At 70.8% G+C, this 16,748-nt stretch carries 18 protein-coding genes and 3 tRNA genes; 18 read left to right on the top strand and 3 right to left on the bottom strand.

The features are described from left to right. Window positions 1–10 precede the first annotated feature (10 nt). The 18 genes from ACQPWW_RS01150 to ACQPWW_RS01065 all read left to right on the top strand — a co-directional run bounded on the left by ACQPWW_RS01150 (window position 11) and on the right by ACQPWW_RS01065 (window position 14,630). Window positions 11–1,153 carry a polyprenyl synthetase family protein gene (locus ACQPWW_RS01150; protein WP_433128240.1) on the top strand — a complete coding sequence of 381 codons (1,143 nt, stop codon included), beginning with the start codon at window positions 11–13 and terminating at the stop codon, window positions 1,151–1,153. Between the two features lie 28 nt (window positions 1,154–1,181). Further along, a complete protein-coding gene (gene crtI / locus ACQPWW_RS01145; protein ID WP_433128238.1) occupies window positions 1,182–2,663 on the top strand; it encodes a phytoene desaturase family protein in 1,482 nt (493 codons plus the stop codon). Then, complete coding sequence (gene idi / locus ACQPWW_RS01140; RefSeq protein ID WP_433128236.1) at window positions 2,660–3,280, top strand: isopentenyl-diphosphate Delta-isomerase; 621 nt, start codon at window positions 2,660–2,662, stop codon at window positions 3,278–3,280. The genes crtI and idi overlap by 4 nt, the downstream gene beginning before the upstream one ends. Beyond that, window positions 3,270–4,214 (top strand): MerR family transcriptional regulator, encoded by a 945-nt coding sequence (locus ACQPWW_RS01135; RefSeq protein WP_433134057.1) that lies wholly within the window; start codon window positions 3,270–3,272, stop codon window positions 4,212–4,214. The genes idi and ACQPWW_RS01135 overlap by 11 nt, the downstream gene beginning before the upstream one ends. A gap of 75 nt (window positions 4,215–4,289) precedes the next feature. After that, a complete protein-coding gene (locus tag ACQPWW_RS01130) occupies window positions 4,290–5,069 on the top strand; it encodes a polysaccharide deacetylase family protein (RefSeq protein WP_433128234.1) in 780 nt (259 codons plus the stop codon). A 154-nt stretch (window positions 5,070–5,223) separates the two neighbouring features. Further along, window positions 5,224–5,296 (top strand) — tRNA-Glu (locus ACQPWW_RS01125). Between the two features lie 31 nt (window positions 5,297–5,327). Beyond that, window positions 5,328–5,401, top strand: a tRNA-Asp gene (locus ACQPWW_RS01120). A gap of 99 nt (window positions 5,402–5,500) precedes the next feature. Continuing rightward, a tRNA-Phe gene (locus tag ACQPWW_RS01115) sits at window positions 5,501–5,574 on the top strand. Window positions 5,575–6,175: 601 nt separating this feature from the next. Beyond that, window positions 6,176–6,484 (top strand): putative quinol monooxygenase, encoded by a 309-nt coding sequence (locus ACQPWW_RS01110; protein ID WP_433128232.1) that lies wholly within the window; start codon window positions 6,176–6,178, stop codon window positions 6,482–6,484. Next, window positions 6,481–7,695: a helix-turn-helix domain-containing protein gene (locus ACQPWW_RS01105; protein WP_433128230.1), complete on the top strand. Its 1,215-nt coding sequence runs from the start codon at window positions 6,481–6,483 to the stop codon at window positions 7,693–7,695. Before ACQPWW_RS01110 ends, ACQPWW_RS01105 begins: the two co-directional genes overlap by 4 nt. Window positions 7,696–7,919: 224 nt before the next feature. After that, the gene (locus ACQPWW_RS01100; RefSeq protein WP_433128228.1) at window positions 7,920–8,345 is read left to right on the top strand and encodes a hypothetical protein; all 426 of its coding nucleotides are present in this window, start codon (window positions 7,920–7,922) and stop codon (window positions 8,343–8,345) included. Between the two features lie 89 nt (window positions 8,346–8,434). Next, window positions 8,435–8,902 carry a hypothetical protein gene (locus ACQPWW_RS01095; RefSeq protein WP_433128226.1) on the top strand — a complete coding sequence of 156 codons (468 nt, stop codon included), beginning with the start codon at window positions 8,435–8,437 and terminating at the stop codon, window positions 8,900–8,902. A gap of 3 nt (window positions 8,903–8,905) precedes the next feature. Next, window positions 8,906–10,336, top strand: a complete 1,431-nt coding sequence (locus ACQPWW_RS01090) for an FtsK/SpoIIIE domain-containing protein (protein WP_433128224.1) — start codon at window positions 8,906–8,908, stop codon at window positions 10,334–10,336. After that, window positions 10,333–10,920, top strand: a complete 588-nt coding sequence (locus tag ACQPWW_RS01085; protein WP_433128222.1) for a DUF2637 domain-containing protein — start codon at window positions 10,333–10,335, stop codon at window positions 10,918–10,920. Before ACQPWW_RS01090 ends, ACQPWW_RS01085 begins: the two co-directional genes overlap by 4 nt. Further along, entirely contained in the window at window positions 10,917–11,561 is a 645-nt protein-coding gene (locus ACQPWW_RS01080; protein WP_433128220.1) for a GGDEF domain-containing protein, read from the top strand. Before ACQPWW_RS01085 ends, ACQPWW_RS01080 begins: the two co-directional genes overlap by 4 nt. After that, window positions 11,558–13,300, top strand: coding sequence for a replication initiator (locus tag ACQPWW_RS01075; protein ID WP_433128218.1), 1,743 nt, complete (start codon window positions 11,558–11,560; stop codon window positions 13,298–13,300). The genes ACQPWW_RS01080 and ACQPWW_RS01075 overlap by 4 nt, the downstream gene beginning before the upstream one ends. Continuing rightward, on the top strand, window positions 13,285–13,497 hold the full coding sequence (locus ACQPWW_RS01070) for an excisionase family DNA-binding protein (RefSeq protein WP_433128216.1): 213 nt from the start codon (window positions 13,285–13,287) through the stop codon (window positions 13,495–13,497). Before ACQPWW_RS01075 ends, ACQPWW_RS01070 begins: the two co-directional genes overlap by 16 nt. Beyond that, the gene (locus tag ACQPWW_RS01065; RefSeq protein ID WP_433128214.1) at window positions 13,497–14,630 is read left to right on the top strand and encodes a tyrosine-type recombinase/integrase; all 1,134 of its coding nucleotides are present in this window, start codon (window positions 13,497–13,499) and stop codon (window positions 14,628–14,630) included. Before ACQPWW_RS01070 ends, ACQPWW_RS01065 begins: the two co-directional genes overlap by 1 nt. Here ACQPWW_RS01065 and ACQPWW_RS01060 read toward each other — a convergent pair. From ACQPWW_RS01060 to ACQPWW_RS01050, 3 genes are all read right to left on the bottom strand, one after another. Then, window positions 14,627–14,953, bottom strand: coding sequence for a hypothetical protein (locus ACQPWW_RS01060; RefSeq protein WP_433128212.1), 327 nt, complete (start codon window positions 14,951–14,953; stop codon window positions 14,627–14,629). The genes ACQPWW_RS01065 and ACQPWW_RS01060 overlap by 4 nt on opposite strands. Before the next feature lie 268 nt (window positions 14,954–15,221). Next, window positions 15,222–15,548: a hypothetical protein gene (locus ACQPWW_RS01055; protein WP_433128210.1), complete on the bottom strand. Its 327-nt coding sequence runs from the start codon at window positions 15,546–15,548 to the stop codon at window positions 15,222–15,224. Window positions 15,549–15,657: 109 nt separating this feature from the next. Then, window positions 15,658–16,734: a hypothetical protein gene (locus ACQPWW_RS01050; protein WP_433128208.1), complete on the bottom strand. Its 1,077-nt coding sequence runs from the start codon at window positions 16,732–16,734 to the stop codon at window positions 15,658–15,660. Window positions 16,735–16,748 lie beyond the last annotated feature (14 nt).

The raw sequence follows: 16,748 nt of genomic DNA, 5'->3' as shown, positions 1-16,748 counted from the left end.
GCTGAGCCGCATGGCCAACGACGCAGTTGCGGGCAATGCGACTCGTATGGCGGCGGCAGTGCCGGCCGACCGGGACGACCCGGTCCAGGCCGTTCTGGCCGCGTACACCCATGAGCTGGTCACGGCGGTCGACGAGACCCTGACGGCCTTCCTCGCCGTCGAGGTCGACTCCCTGGCCGAGATCGACACCTCGATGGGCGCCTTCGCCGCCTCCGCGCGGGAGGCCGTCCTCGTCGGCGGCAAGCGGATCCGGCCCACGTTCGCCTACTGGGGTTGGCGCGGGGCGGTCGGCGGCGCGGAGGCGCTGTCGCCGGTGCTGCCCGCGCTGGCCGCGCTGGAGTTGCTGCACACCTTCGCCCTGGTGCACGACGACGTGATGGACGCCTCCACCACCCGTCGCGGCCGACCCACCGCCCACGTCGCGCTCGCCGAGCAGCACATCGAGGCCGGCCACCGCGGTGATCCCGGGCGGTTCGGCGAGGCCGTCGCCGTGCTCATCGGCGACCTCTGCATGGTCTGGGCCGATCAGTTGCTCTCCCACGCCACGGTGCCATCGGCCCGACTGTTCGAGGTCCGCCGCTGCTACGACCAGATGCGGGTGGAGACGGTCGCCGGGCAGTATCTCGACGTGCTCGGCGAGAACGACCCGGCCAGCTGGTCGGTCGACCGGGCGCTGCGGGTGGCCCGCTACAAGACCGCCAGCTACACCGTCCAGCGACCGCTGCTCTTCGGCGCCTGCCTGGCCGGGGTGCCCGCCGACGACCCGCTGGTCTCCGCGTACACCCGCTACGGCCTGGCCGTCGGCGAGGCGTTCCAGCTCCGCGACGACCTGCTCGGCGCCTACGGCGATCCGGCCGCCACCGGCAAGCCGGCCGGCGACGACCTGCGCACCGGCAAGCCGACCGTGCTGCTCATGCTGGCTCGAGAGCTGGCCACGCCGGCCCAGCTGAGGGCGTTGGAGCGGGCCGCCGACGAACCGGTCGACCGGCTCGCCGAACTGGTGGCCGAGACCGGCGCGGTGGCCCGGGTGGAGCGGATGATCGCCGAGCGGGTGAGCGACGCGCTTGTCGCGCTCGACGCCGCGCCCGTGGACCGGACGGCGCGGACCGCGCTGACCGGGCTGGCCACCGCCGCGACCAACCGGCGGGCCTGATGAGCGACATTCTCGAGGAGGTGGTCACGTGCGGACGGTGACGGGACGGACGGACCGGGTGGTGGTCGTCGGGGCCGGCCTGGGCGGGCTCGCCTGCGCGCTGCACCTGGCGGGCAGCGGGCGACAGGTCACCGTGCTGGAACGCGAGCCGGTGCCCGGTGGTCGGGCCGGCCGGCTCGGTGTGGACGGCTACGAGTTCGACACCGGCCCGACAGTGCTCACCATGCCCGACCTGATCGCCGAGGCACTCGGCGCGGTCGGTGAGGAGCTGCACGACTGGCTCGACCTGACCCCGCTCGATCCTGCCTACCGCGCGTACTACCCGGACGGTTCGACACTGGACGTGCTCACCGACACCACCCGGATGGCCGCCGAGATCTCCCGGGTCTGCGGGCCGCGGGAGGCCGACGGTTACCTGCGCTTCGTCGAGTACGCCCGCGAGCTGTGGCGGCTGGAGCGGACCGACTTCATCGAGCGCAACCTGGACGCGCCCACCGACCTGATCACCGGCAACCTTCTCAAGCTGCTCGGCGGCGGGGCCTTCCGACGCCTCCAAACGAAGATCAATCAATTCTTCCGGGACCCCCGTACCCAGCGGATCTTCTCCTTCCAGGCGATGTACGCCGGCCTCGCGCCGCACGACGCGCTCGCCATCTACGCGGTCATCGCGTACCTCGACTCGGTGGCCGGGGTCTACTTCCCGCGCGGCGGCATCCACGCGGTCTCCAAGGCCATGGCGGGCGCCGCCGAGAAGCACGGCGTGCAGATCCGGTACGACACGACGGTGACCCGGGTGGAGACGGCGCACGGCCGGGCCACCGGTGTGCTCACCGCCGACGGCGAGCTGGTGCCGGCGGACGTGGTGGTGCTCAACCCCGACCTGCCGGTCGCCTATCGGGACCTGCTCCCCGCCGCCCCGCAGCGTCGCCTCACCTACTCTCCGTCCTGCGTCGTTCTGCACGTCGGGTCCCGACAGGGATATGCGAAGATCGCCCATCACAACATCCACTTCGGACGCGCATGGAAGGGCACCTTCGATGAGGTCATCCGGCGGGGGGAGCTGATGACCGACCCGTCGCTGTTGGTGACCAACCCGAGTCGGACCGACCCCTCGGTGGCCCCACCGGACCGGCACACCTACTACGTGCTCGCCCCGGTGCCCAACCTGCACCGGGCCCCGTTCGACTGGCGCGGCGACCTGACCCAGCGCTACAGCGACCAGCTGATCGGCACCCTGGAGGAGCGCGGTTACGTCGGCTTCGGCGCCGGGGTCGAGGTGCTGCGGGCGATCACCCCCGCCGAGTGGGAGGAGCAGGGAATGGCCGCGGGCACGCCGTTCGCCGCCGCGCACACCCTCTTCCAGACCGGCCCGTTCCGCCCGTCCAACCTGCACCGCGACCTGCCGAACGTGGTCTTCGTCGGTTCCGGCACCCAGCCCGGGGTGGGCGTACCGATGGTGCTCATCTCCGGCAAGCTGGCCGCCGGCCGGATCAGTGGGGAAGGTCGATGAAAAGCCGCGAGGAGCATCTTGTCGAGCTGGTCGACGAGACCGGCACGGCCCACGGCACGTTGACGGTGGCGGCCGCGCACCAGCCTCCGGGGCACCTGCACCGGGCCTTCTCGGTGCTGCTTGTGGACCCGGACGGCCAGGTGCTGCTGCAACGCCGGGCCGCCGTCAAGACCCGGTTCCCGCTGCGCTGGGCCAACTCCTGCTGCGGCCACCCCCAGCCAGGCGAGTCGCTCGCCGAGGCGGCCAACCGGCGGCTGCGCGAGGAGTTGGGGGCGGGCCCGGTCGAGCTGACCGAGGTCGGCGTCTACGTCTACTACGCCGAGGACCCGGCCACCGGTCGGGTCGAGTTCGAGTACGACCACGTGCTGCGGGGCGATTTCCTGCCCGCGGCGCCACTGCTGCCGGACCCGGACGAGGTCGCCGAGTTGCGCTGGGCCGACCCCGCCGCGCTCGCAGCCGAACTGGATCTCGACCCTCGGTCGTACGCGCCCTGGCTGGGCGGGGTGGTGAACCGGCTGCTGCACCCCTCGGGCGACACGTCGGGCGCACCCGCTCCGGCCGTGACCCCGCCCGGCTCGTCGGCGGATGACACGGCGGAGCGGTCGGGTGGTCGATGAGGCGCTGAGCGCGGGCGCTGTCGCACGGCGGCTCGGGGTCGCGGTGACGACCCTGCGTACGTGGCACCAGCGCTACGGGCTCGGGCCCAGCGAGCACGTCCCCGGTCACCACCGTCGGTACACGCCCACCGACCTGGCGCGCCTCGAGATCATGCGACGACTCACCGCCGAGGGGGTGAGCCCCGCCGAGGCGGCCCGCTGGGCCCGCCAGGCACCGGATCCGATGCCCACCGAGACCGTCACCTCCGGTCGGATCCACCGACCGGGCCGGGATGGCGGCGGAACCATCCCGGTGGGCCGCGCCGGACCAGCAGCCCGTGGGTTGGCCCGCGCCGCCATGCGGCTGGACGCGGCAGCGATCAGCGAGACGATCGCGCACGCTCTGGCAGCCGGCGGGGTCGTCGCCACCTGGGAGGGGCTGCTCCGCCCGGTCCTCGCCGGCATCGGCGAACGCCACGCCGCCACCGCCGGCCTGATCGAGGTGGAACACCTGGTGTCCCGCTGCGTCTCGGAGGCGCTCGCGACGGCCAGTCGGGCCAAGGTTCCCACCGGGCCGGCCCGCATCCTGCTCTCCTGCGCCGACGAGGAGCAGCACACCCTGCCGCTGGAGGCGTTGGCCGCCGCTCTCGCGGAGGCCGGGGTCAGCTACCGGACGCTCGGCGCCCGGGTGCCGGTCGCCGCCCTCCTGGAGGCGGTCAACCGGACCGGACCGGCCGCCGTGGTGCTGTGGTCGCACACCCGGGCCACCGCCGACCCGGACCAGCTCAGCGCGCTGCTGGCGGCGCCCCGCCGCCCGTTGCTGGTGCTCGCCGCCGGCCCCGGCTGGCGAGCCGACACGCTGCCGGCGGGGGTGGTGCGGCCGATCGACCTGGCCGAGGCCGTCTCGCTCGCCGTCGCAGTCCGTGACTCGCTGGATCAGTCGAGGCGTGACTGACCGCACTGTCGCCCCAATTGGGGCGTGAACTACCGTCGGGGTTCCGCCCACCCCGACCCCTCCGGGAGCGAGCAGATGCAAGCCCGCGCCGTTCTGGCGTCCGCCCTCGCCATGGCGCTGGTCTTGTCCGGTTGCGCCCAGCCGAACCGCACCATCGCACCCGCCGGCGCACCGCGGCCGGTGGAATCACCCACGCCCGTCCCGTCACCGCACCCCACCCTCGCCAAACCTCCCAAGCCTCCGCTGCGACCACTGCCGGCCAAGCTCCCCGCCGGCCTGCGGCGCAACACCGGCGCGCGGCCGGTGGTCCTGACCTTCGACGACGGGCCCAGCCCGGCCTGGACACCGAAGGTGCTCGACCAACTGCGGGCCGCCAAGGTGACGGCCACCTTCTGCGTCGTCGGCCGCGAGGTGCAGAAGCACCCGGAGCTGGTCCGCCGGATCGTCCGCGAGGGACACCAACTCTGCAACCACAGTTGGCGGCACGATCTCGACCTGGCACGGCGACCCGTCGCCGAGATCAGGGCCGACCTGGACCGCACCAACAGGGCCATCCAGGCGGCGGCCCCCGGGACGAAGGTGTCCTTCTACCGGCAGCCGGGCGGCCGGTGGACCTCGGAGGTGCTGGAGGTGGCCAACGATCTCGGCATGCACCCCCTGCACTGGTCGGTCGACCCACAGGACTGGGACAAGCCGAACGCCGCCACGATCGGCAAGCGGGTCCATGCCGCCGCCCGCCCCGGCGCCATCGTGCTGCTGCACGACGGGGGCGGCAATCGGGCCGCGACGCTCGCCGCCTGCCCCCATCTGATCGCGGACCTGAAGCAGCGCTTCGGCATCACCCGACTCGGCTAGACCACCCTTGACCTGCGGTTATGACCCGATCCACGCCCCTGCCGACACCGATTTTGTTCACCGACCGGGCATCACGTATGCTTTCCAAGCCTCCGGCGGGGCCGGATGGGAGCAAGTCCGCTTGAAGTTGCAAATGTGCAATGATGGCGGGGCCGCCCTCATCGTCTAGCGGCCCAGGACGCCGCCCTTTCAAGGCGGTAGCACGGGTTCGAATCCCGTTGGGGGCACGACCGGCGCAAGCCGGAGCAACACAAGCTAGGTCCTGTGGAGCAGTTGGAGTGCTCGCCGCCCTGTCAAGGCGGAGGTCGCGGGTTCAAGTCCCGTCAGGACCGCAGCGCTGACGCCGCGCATCGCGCGGCGTTCTGCGTATCGGAGCAGGTCGCCCTGCCGCCGGTTCGTCCGGTTGTTGGGTAACATGGGCCGAGCACCACGGCCAGGTAGCTCAGTTGGTACGAGCGTCCGACTGAAAATCGGAAGGTCGGCGGTTCGACCCCGCCCCTGGCCACATAGCCTTTCGCCGGGCTACAGAGGTCCCCACCAGCGGATACGCAGGTGGGGATCTTGCTTTTGTTCGATGCCCGGCCGAGTGGCAGTTGACCGTGGTTGTCCCCATGGGGCCATGGTTAACCGCTCCTTGTCGCACGTAGATCGCACGTGCCCTTTCCCACACGGCGGGCCTCAGAGCCATCTCCGCCGTGAGTCCCACACACCGTGGAGTGGGCCAGGGGCCAGGGTGTCAAGGTGGAGCGCCCTACCGGACGAACGACCTTGGCACCCTGGCCCCTGGTCTGCTCGGCTCTGCCTGGGACTCATGGTGGAGATGGCGACCCGCGCAACCATCGACTACCGCACCCTCCGGACGGGCTTCCCCCATCTCTGTCGAAGATCCCTGCCCGGAGGGCAAACAGCTCTTGCAGTCCGTCAGCGTGGCCGGTCGGCCCGGCCGATGCCGGCCGGAGGTCGCCAGCAGGCCGGGGCCGGGCCGGCGCGGCCCGCTTGCGGGCCGCCTTGATTCATAAGAGGCCAATTCGGCAACCGACTCACCAGCCCGCAGCGCCGGTACGATGGCACACAAGGAGTGCGGGTCTTCTCTTCGGGAGGTTGCGATGTTTGCCCTGGTGGTCCGGTTTGATCTGAAAGACGAGGACGCTGCGGCGGGCTTCGACCGACTTATGGAAGAGACGCTGCCGGGCATTCGGTCACTCGAACCGGGGACGCTGGTGTACGCCACACACCAGGTGGAGGGTGAGCCGCTGGCGCGGGTCTTCTACGAGGTCTACCGGGATCGTGCGGCCTTCGACGAGCACGAGCGGCAGCCGCACACCCTGCGGGCTCTGGCTGAGCGTGAGCAGTACCTGTCGGGAGTCCGGGTGGAGTTCTTGGAGCCGATGGGCATGAAGGGTGTGGCCTCGTGAGCGAGGACCCGAGCGCCGAGCGTGCGCTGGGGCGGCGGATTGCATTGCACCGTCAGCGGCGAGGGCTGTCGCAGCGGGAGTTTGCCCGTCTGATCGATCGGTCCGAGACGTGGCTGTCCCAGGTTGAGCGGGGGGCTCGAAAGATCGACCGGATGACGGTCCTTGAGCGTCTCGCCCAGGTCCTCGATGTGCCGCTGTCGGAACTGGCCCCTGAGGCTCCGGTGATCGCTGCCGTGCACGAAGAGCCACAAGCGGCAACGGAGCTGAGCCTGGCGTTGAGTTCAAGCCACGCCTTGGCTGCCGTCCTCAGGACAGAGTCGCCTCCCGTCGATATCGGCGAGCTGTCGGATCGGGTCGAGCGCGCGTGGAGCCATACGCACGCGTCGGAGGTTACTCAGGTCGGCGAGCTGCTTGTGCAGTTGCTGCCGGATCTAGAGAGCGCGGCTCGTTCCACCGAAGGGGAAGGGCAGCGGGCCGTCTATGCGGCGCTTGCTCGGGCGTACCACGCCTGTGCGGCAGTGCTTTCCACGATTGGCGACCCGGGGGCTGCTTGGGTTGCAGCGGACCGCGCGATCGCTGCCGCCGAGCGTGCGGAGGACGTGCTCCTCATGGGCGAGGGCGCGTTTCGGCTTACGTTGGTCTTTCAGGCCGCGCGACGGCTGGACCGGGCGCACCAGACCGCCAGTACAGCCGCGGTGGCCCTAGAGGACCGCGCGGACGATGGCGAACCAGGAGCCCTGTCGGTGTCGGGCGCGCTGCATCTCCAACTGGCCATCGTGGCGGCCCGGCAGAACGACGCCGAGCGGGCGTACCGGGAGATTGAGGTAGCGCGACGAGCTGCGGAACGCCTCGGCGAGGACCGCAACGACTACAACACGGAGTTTGGTCCCACCAATGTCGCGCTTCATGAGGTAGCTGTCGCGGTCGAGTTGGGCGATGCCGGACTTGCTCTGCGAACTGCCGCCACCCTCGACCCATCAGGGCTATCGCCTGAACGGCGGAGCCGGTACCTCATCGACATCGCTCGCGCCCAGGGTCAGCGCCGCAACCTGGCCGCCGCAGTGGAGGCGCTGACACAGGCCGCCGACTTGACGCCCGAGCGGGTGGCGGCACACCCGCTGGCGCGTGGGCTTGTTGCAGACCTACTGCGGATGGACCAGTCAGAAGATCCGGACCTGCGCGCGCTCACCGAGAGGTTCGGCATGCGCTGACATCGAGGCGCTGCCTCTGCTCGTAGTCACCACCACAAGTCGTCCGCTGCTGGCCTTGCGCCAACGGCGGGCGACTTGTCTGTTTTCTCGCTCACCGTATCGACCCGCACTCTAAGTATTGAGCCACACTAAAAGTGCGGGTACCGTCCTTTGTGTGCGGCAAGGCCGCACGAAACGCCAAGTGCCGGCGACGAGCCGGCGGCGACTGAGAGGACGTGGAAGCGATGGCGATCCCCAACACGATCAAGGTCCCCGTGCCGTTCGATTACGTGTTCCCGCAGGGCGCACTGTGCCTGGGTGTGGAGCCGGTGACGGACTTCGACAAGCGCGGCCAGGGCGACGACCAGGCCCGCGACAAGGACACCGGCGAGCGGCTGTGGGTGGTCAAGGTCCTGGACCTGGACCCGGAGGCCGGGAAGTTCGGCGCGACCAAGGAAGTCAAGGTGAAGATCGCCGCCCCGGTCCAGCCGGTCCCGCCGGCGTCGAAGATCCCCGGCTACCCGCCGGCGGTGACGTTCACCGACGTGACGCTGACGCCGTACGTGGACTCGCAGCGGTGCAAGGGCTCGGGGAAGTGCCGGGCGCGTCAGGCGTGGTCGGTCCGCGCCGGGGCCATGACCGAACCGGCCGCAGTGAAGCAGGCGGCCTGACCAGATCTGGACGCGCGGGGTGGGACTCGCCCGCCAAGACAACTCCCGCCCCGCGCCTGACCCTCATCTCCCTGAAAGGAGCTGGGCTGATGCCCACGCTAGCTGACGCTGCCCGCATCGTCGGGAACCCGCGCCCCGCCCCCCACCGCCGCACTCACCGCCGCACGGTGATGCGTCTCGCCGGCCCCGGTATCCGGGCCGCCCGCGAGGTCTACACCACCGTCCCCGCCGACGCGGTCCGCGTCGCCGCACTGGTGGAGATCGCCGCCGCCGCTGCCGCTCTGGCTCGCACGGTGGTGAAGCTGCGCCACCTCGACCCGGACCTGATCGCCCCGCACGTCTCTGACCGTGTCGACCTTCGGGCGGTCCTCGGTCGGGGCCGGTGGCTGCCGACCATGACCCGTCACGTGCCCGCCCCGGAGTCCGGGCCGGTCGACCTGGCCGCGTTGATGCCGGCCCGCCCGCCGGTGCGTCGTCGGGTGGTGCGTCGTGGTCCCGGTACGCCGGGTCAGCCCGCCCTGTTCGCCGCCGCCGCCGCGACGGTCGGGGAGGGCTGAGGGATGCCGCTGGTGAATGTGATCCGGGGTGACCGGATCGACTCCGCTCCGATCAACGTGCGGACCCCGTTCATCCGCATCCCGATGTGGGTGGCCCTGACCTGGTGGACGCTCAAGGCGTTGGCCCGGCTGGTGTTCGTGGCGGTGCGGTTCTGGTACGTCACCGTCCCGGCGGTGTTCTTCGCCTGGCTCTACGGACGGTTCGGCTGGGCTGGTCCGGTTGGGATCGTCGCCCTGTTCGCCGTCGTCGCCACCGGCTGGGCGTTCGGGCATCGGCCGTCGTTCCTGCGGTTCGGGTGGTGGCCGGTGCTGTCCTGCTACCGCCGCTGGATCTACCGCCGCAAGTGGATGGCGGCGATGGTGACCGCCAAGCTCGCCGTCTCGTTCGACTCCCACACCGTCCTTCCGGTGCTGCGTCGGGTGCGCTGCGGCGGCGGTGTCGACGTGGTGGTCGTGCGGATGGTGACCGGGCAGATCCCCGACGACTTCGCCAAGGTGGCGGAACGCCTCGCCCACACGTTCGGTGTCCGGCAGGTCAAGGCCGCGCCCGGTCCGCGCCCGGACGTGGTGCTGCTGCACCTGTTCCGCGGTGACCCCCTCGCCAAGCTCGTCCGCCCGATGCCGGTCCCTGCCGTGCCGGAGTTCACCGCCTTGGCCGTGGGTCGGCAGGAGGACGGCGACGGCTACGAGCTGCGCCTGTTCGGCACGCAGGTCCTCGTGGTCGGCGCGACCGGGTCGGGCAAGGGCTCGGTCATCTGGTCCGTGGTGCGCTCCCTCGCCGCCGGGGTCACGTCCGGGCTCGTGCAGATCTGGGGCCTGGACCCCAAGGGCGGCATGGAACTCGGGATGGGTGCGCCGATGTTCACCCGGTTCGCCCGCAAGGACTACGCCGCGATGTGTGAGCTGATCGAGGAAGCCGCCACCGTCGCCAAGGACCGGGCCGGGAAGCTCTACGGCCGCACCCGCCAGCACACCCCGACCCCGGACGAGCCGCTGATCGTCCTGGTCATCGATGAGCTGGCGAACCTGACCGCCTACCTCACCGACCGCCAGCTCAAGGACCGCATCAAAGCCGCACTCTCGATCCTGCTGTCGCAGGGCCGTGCGGTTGGCGTGCACGTCGTCGCCGCAATCCAGGACCCCCGCAAGGAAGTCCTGCCGTTCCGGGACCTGTTCCCGACCCGCATCGGCCTGCGCCTCGCGGAAGCCGCTCAGGTCGATCTCGTGCTGGGTGAGGGGATGCGCGATCGCGGGGCGCTGTGTGACCGCATTCCGCAGTCCCTGCCCGGTGTCGGGTTCGTGGTCATCGACGGTGACCCCACCCCGATGCGGGTCCGCTTCTCCTACCTCACCGACGACGAGATCCGCGACATGGCCCAGACCTACGGCCGGCTACGCGTGATCGACGGCGAGATCCTGGACGGTGCCGCATGAAACCCCACCCCACCAACACGCGCGCCGACCGGATCGAGGGCCTGGTCCTCATCGTCATCCTGCTCATCGTCGCCGGCTTCGCCGGGGCCGCATCGTTCACCCACGTCAAAGACTGGACCCTCGACAACTCCCCGGCCGGCACGGGTGAGTGGTTCGGCTGGGCCAACGCCGTCATCTCCGAACTCATCCCCGCCGCCGCCCTGCTCACCATCCGCCGACGACGCCGCACCGGCGGGTCGATCGGCTACCCGATGTTCCTGCTCGTCGCCGCCGTCGCCCTGTCCCTGTCCGCGCAACTCGCCGTGGCCAAGCCCGGCTTGTCCGGCTGGCTGCTGTCCGCCGTGCCCGCGCTGGCGTTCATCGGCCTGTCCAAGCTCGTCCTGTCCACCGCCCCCACCCCGACCCCGGCCGCCGATGCTGCGCCGGCCCGCCCGGTCGAGCAGCCCACCGCGACGGCTCCTGCCCCGGCCGTGGCTGAGCCGGTCGTCCTGGCCCCGGTCGAGCCTGCCCACCCGGCACCGGTCGCTCCGGCTGCCTTCGTTCGCCGCAATGGTGTCCCGCTGATGGGAGAGGTGACCCGATGACTGATGCACTCCTGTCCGGCCTGCTTCTCGTCGCCGTCCTTGCCCTGCTCGCCTGGGATCAGTACCGGCTCTACGTCGCCCGCTACGAACTAGCCGCCCTGCAACGCGCCACCCTCCGCGACGCGCTCACCGGCCTGGCCAACCGCACCGGCCTGGCCGACGCGTGGACCCAGCTCGCCACGCTGCGCCCGTGGGTGGTGGTGGTCGACCTGGACGACTTCAAGCCGGTCAACGACACCCACGGCCACGCCGCCGGGGACCTGGTCCTCACCGCCGTCGCCTCCCGCCTGCGCAGCATCCACGGCGTGGCCGCCCGGCTCGGTGGGGATGAGTTCGCCGCGCTACTGCTCGACCCGAACCCGGCCGCTGCTGCCCGCCAGCTCGCCGCCGCGATCGCCGCTCCCGTCCGGCTGCCCTCCGGGATCACGGTGTCAGTGACCGCGAGCATCGGCCTCGCCCCCGCCATCCCTGCCGGCCTCGCCGCCGCCCTCGCTGACGCTGACGCGGCCATGTACCGGGCGAAGACCACCCGGGCCGGTGTGGTGGCGTTCGACCCGCTGCGCGATGACCACGCCACCGCCAACCCCCGCCCCGTCCTGCGGGTCCGCGACCTCGCTTCGTCGTGGGGGGTGGGTCGATGACGCTCACCCCGACGCTGCCCGGCCTCGAACCCGCCCCCGTGGTGGAGCCGAGGCCGGGCTCCCGGGCCGCCCGGATGCTCATGCCCCGCTCAGTCGATGTGGTCAAGGATCTGGCCGCCGACTATGGCGTCTGTACCCGCCCTGTCAGCCTGCGCCGCACTGACCTCGACTCCGGGCAAACCGAAGTCATCGACATGCCCTGCGGTGCCACCCAAGAGGCCAAGTGCCCCGCCTGCGCCAGCCGCGCCCGCCGGCTGCGCCAGCAGCAGATCCGCGAGGGCTGGCACCGTACCGACGAACCCGACCCCGGACCCGAGCCCGCCACCGACGCGCAACGCGGCCTGATCGTCGCCCGCGCTCACCTCGAATTCGCCCGCGACGAAGCGGCCCGCGTCTCGCAGTGGGATCAGGTCGCCGACCTGGACGACGCGATCGAGGAACTGGAAAGCCAGATCACCACCGAAGGCATGCGCGGTCGCCCCGCACCACCCCACGGCAGCGACGACCAGGAGGACGGCGACGGCAAGCGGCGGGTCCGCTCCACCAAACGGCGACAGGACGCTCCCGACCTGCCCCGCCTCCCGGTCGAGAACCGGACCGTTGGGCGGACCTTCGACGGGCGCGGTGGGCGGGTGTTCCGGCCATCGATGTTCCTCACCCTCACCCTCGGCTCCTACGGCCGAGTCCACAGCGACGGGACACCGGTCGACCCGGACAGCTACGACTACCGGCGGGCCGCCTGGGACGCGGTGCACTTCCCCCGGCTGCTCGACCGGTTCTGGCAGAACCTGCGCCGCGCGGTCGGCTGGAACGTCCAATACGCCGGAGCCGTCGAGCCACAGCGCCGGCTCGCCCCGCACGCACACTTCGCCATCCGAGGCACCATCCCTCGGGCACTGGTACGGCAGGTCGCCGCCGCGACGTACCACCAGGTGTGGTGGCCATCCGTCGAGCAGCGGGTCTACGAACCGGGGCGGGCGCCGCAGTGGGACGCCGACGCCGCCGGCTACACCGACCCGACCACCGGCCGGCTCCTACCGTCCTGGGATGACGCCCTGGACCTGGTCGACGCCGACCCCAACGTCGAACCCGTCCACGTCGCCCGCTTTGGAAGCCAGGTCGACGCCAAAGGCGTCCTCGCCGGCACCACGGACGCCGACCGGTGCGTCGGCTACATCACCAAGTACCTCACCAAGCAAGCCGCCGACTGCCACGACGTGACCACCGGCCGGCAACGGGCGCACCTGGAACGGCTCTGGCAAGAGCTGCGGCACACGCCGTGCTCGGAGCGGTGCGCCAACTGGCTGCTCTACGGCGTCCAACCCAAGAAAGCCAAGCAAGGACTGCGGCCGGGCAACTGCAAGAACAAGGTCCACAAGCGCGAAACCCTCGGCATCGGCGGGCGGCGCGTCCTGATCTCCCGGCAGTGGTCCGGCAAGACGCTGACCGATCATCGGGCCGACCGGCGTGACTGGGTCAAGGCTCTGCTCGGTGTCACCACCGACGCCGACACCGCCCCGGCCGGCGGCGAGCAACGCCACGCCTGGGAACTTGCTCGACTAACCGATCCCGATGTCGCCCCGCTCGGTCATCGTGTCCTGCGCGCCATCTCCGAGCGCATCCAATGGCGCGTCCAGCTCGACGCCGCCAGACGTGCTGCCGCCGACCCGCCCGACGTTTCGGCAATCACCACCACCGACCCGACCCGGAAGGAGGCCATCGAGTGGAGAAGCTGCTGACGGTCAAGGAAGCCGCGGGCCGCCTCGGCACCACCGAGCGATTCCCCCGCCGGCTCATCGCCGAGCGGCGCATCCGCTACGTCAAGCTCGGCGGCCACCACGTCCGCATCCCTGAGGTTGCCCTCACGGAGTTCATCGCCGCCGGCACGGTGGAGCCGGTCACCGTTGCCTGGTCGGATGGAAGGGCGGTGGCCTGATGGGCAAGCGTCGCCAGTTCGGGTACGTCCGCAAGCTTCCCTCGGGTCGCTTCCATGCCTCGTTCGTGCCGCCCAGTGGTGGTGCTCGGCAGAACGCGCCGCAGACCTTCAAGACGAAGACTGACGCCAACCGCTGGTTGACGCTGGTTGAGGCAGACATTTCGCGTGGCACCTGGTTGGACGACCGTGCGGCGTCGGAAACGTTCGGCAACTACGCGCGGGCCATCCTGCGGGACAGCCCGAAGATCGGCGTTCGGTGGCGGGAGACGTGCGAACGGAATCTGCGGCTGCACTTGGTGCCGTTGGTCGCCGTGCCGCTTCGTGATCTAACAGCGAGTCGGGTCCGGGAGTGGCATGCTGCGGCTCTGCGCGGCAACGGTGGCCGCACCTCCATCTCTCAGTCGTACCGCTTCCTGCGCATGGTCATGAACACCGCTGTACGTGAGGGCGTCATCGCCCGGAACCCGTGCCAAATCCCGGGTGCCGGTACGGTCCGCGTCGCTGAACGGCCAGTCGCCACGCCCGCTCAGGTCGTCGCCCTGGTCGACGCCATCACCCCGCGATACCGCACCGCTGTTCTCATCGCTGCATGGTGCGGCCTCCGACGTGGCGAGATCGCCGGTCTGCGCGTCGCGGATGTTGACCTGACCGAGCACACGATCACGGTTCGGAAGGCACGCGTCGAGCCGCTGCACGCCCCCGGCCAGGCGTTCGACAAGGACCCCAAGTCGGAGGCAGGGAAGCGGACGATCTCGATCCCGCCACACGTCGTGCCGCTGGTTCGGCTCCACCTGGACACGTACGCGGGCAAAGATCGACTGTTTGTCAGCCGCGATGGAACGCCGCTGCGGGGCAACACCTTGTATCAGGCGTTCGTCCGGGCACGGAAGAAGGTCGCCCTTGATGATCTGACTTTCCACGACCTGCGGCACACCGGCCAGACCCTCGCCGCACAGACCGGCGCGACCCTGGCCGACCTGATGAAGCGACTCGGGCACTCGTCCATGGCGGCGGCCCGGCGGTACCTGCACGCCGTCGACGGCCGTGACCGCGAGATCGCTAAAGCCCTCTCGGAGCTCGCGGCGCACGGTGATGTCGCACGGCTACCCCGGCACATCACCATGCGCAGCTAGCGACGGATCAGCGAAAACGCGCCCGCCGCCGTCAGCAGCAACAGCAGTGACACCGCGAACAGAGTGCGTCCAAGAGGAAGAGGCATGGAGATGAAGAACGGTGCCTGGGCGATCAACAGACCCGCGCCGATCGTGGCTTGGGCGATGCCCACCTGCACGGGCTCGGACCGCTCGTCCAACTTTACGCGTGCAAGCCGAACCCAGGCTGCGGGAAACCGTCGTGACACGGCCACGCGCACCCCGAGTACAACCGCTCCCAGGCTGAGGACCATGACCCCCACCCGCAAGGCGATCGTGACCGGGTCCTCGTCATACAGGCTCATGCGCCCATCATCGGAGAGGCGTCAAGCGCGCAAATCGCACGACAGACGCACGACAGCCTCTGCCGGCTTCCTGACCTGCCAAAATGCACGTGCCTGAAAATCGGAAGGTCGGCGGTTCGACCCCGCCCCTGGCCACATAGCCTTTCGCCGGGCTACAGAGGTCCCCACCAGCGGAAACGCAGGTGGGGATCTTGCTTTGTGCCCTCTCGGAACTCGCGGCGCACGGTGATGTCGCGCAACCGCCCCCGGCACATCACCCCATGCGCAGCTAGCGACGGAGCAGCGAGAACGCTCCCGCCGCCGTCAGCAGCAACAGTAGTGACACCGCGAATAGGGCACGTCCCAGCGAAAGGGGCATCGAGATAAAGAACGGTGCCTGGTGGATCAACACGCCCGCACCGATCATGGCCTGGGCAATGCCCATCCGCAGGGGCTGGGACCGCTCTCCCACCCTGAGGCGTGCAAGCCGAACCAAGGCGGCGGGAAACCGTCGTGACACGGCTACCCGCACCCCGAGTACCAGCGAGCCCAGGCTGACGACCACGACCCCCACGCGCAGAGCGACAGTGACCGGGTCCTCGTCATACACGCTCATGCGCCCATCATCGGAGGAGCGTCAAGCGCGCGAACCGCACGACGGACGCACGGCAGCCTCTGCCGGCTTCCTGACCTGCCGAATCGGCGGTGGGTTCGCTGCCCGGCCGTCAGTCCTCGTGCCCCTGCTGGCGGTGCTGCGCCATGCCACTCTGGATCGCCTCCCACACGCTGCGCCCGGCCTGTCGCAGCGTTTCCCCCGCCTGCTCGGCGAGCTGGGCCGCGCTCTGCGCCGCGGCCTGCGCCCCACCCCGGGGGCCGGTACCGCCGGCACCAGCCCCAGACGGGCGCGTGCCGGCGGCGGACGACTGATCGGGTCGGTTGCCGGCCTGCCCATTCGACGACTCCGCCGGGCTCTCGGTGCCCCGACCCGCCTCGGACGGCCGCTGCCCTTCGGGGTGGTGCCGCTCCCCGTGTCGCCGGCCGGTCGGGTGGTCCTGCGATCCGCCGGACTCCGGTCGTATCTGTTCCGCCGGCCCAAAGCGGGCCCCGGGTCCCCCAGCGCTGGGTCCCGGACCACCAGCGTGCGGCTCGGGGCCACCCGCGGTTGGCCCCGCGCCCGGTCGACCAACTCCCGGCCGACCAGCTCCCGGCCGTTCGACGCCTGGCCGATCAGAACCTGGCCGATCAGAACCTGGCCGACCCGCTCCTGGCCGAGCCAGCCCCGGCTGGTCGAGGCCCGACCGATCGGCGCCCGACCGATCGGCGCCCTCTCGGGTCGGGCCGGCGACGGTGCCGGCGGCGCCCACCTGCCGGCCCGGCCCGCCGAGCACACCGTCGGAGCGGCGCGCCGACGCCTCGACAGCCACGGCCTCGTGGGCTGACTGCTGTGCGCCGCGGTTCACGTCGTCGAGGCCGGTGGCAGCCGTCCGGCCGAGCGCCTCGATGATCTGCGGGTTCTGGTCGAGGGTGTCGAGCGCCCGCCCGAGGATCATGGTCAACTGCTCCAACCGCACCCGCAGCTGCGCCTCGGCGTGCACCCCGTTGATGTCCAGCTCACCGCTGGTGAGGTGCACCCGTACGCCGGCGTCGACCTGGATCAGGTTGGCCACCCGGGCCCGCAGCGAGAGGTCGGCGTCCAGGCCGTCGACCGCCAGCCGGATCGAGTCGACGGAAACCTTCGGAATGTCGAGCAGGACGTCCGGGTCCACCCGGTCCGGCTCCCGCTGCTGTGCGCTCTCGCTCATGCTCTCCCGCCCGC

The organism is Micromonospora sp. CA-240977 (assembly GCF_050942285.1).
Classification (GTDB): Bacteria; Actinomycetota; Actinomycetes; order Mycobacteriales; family Micromonosporaceae; genus Micromonospora.
The sequence above is the reverse complement of the archived record's forward strand: the minus strand, read 5'-3'. Positions and strand labels throughout refer to the sequence as shown.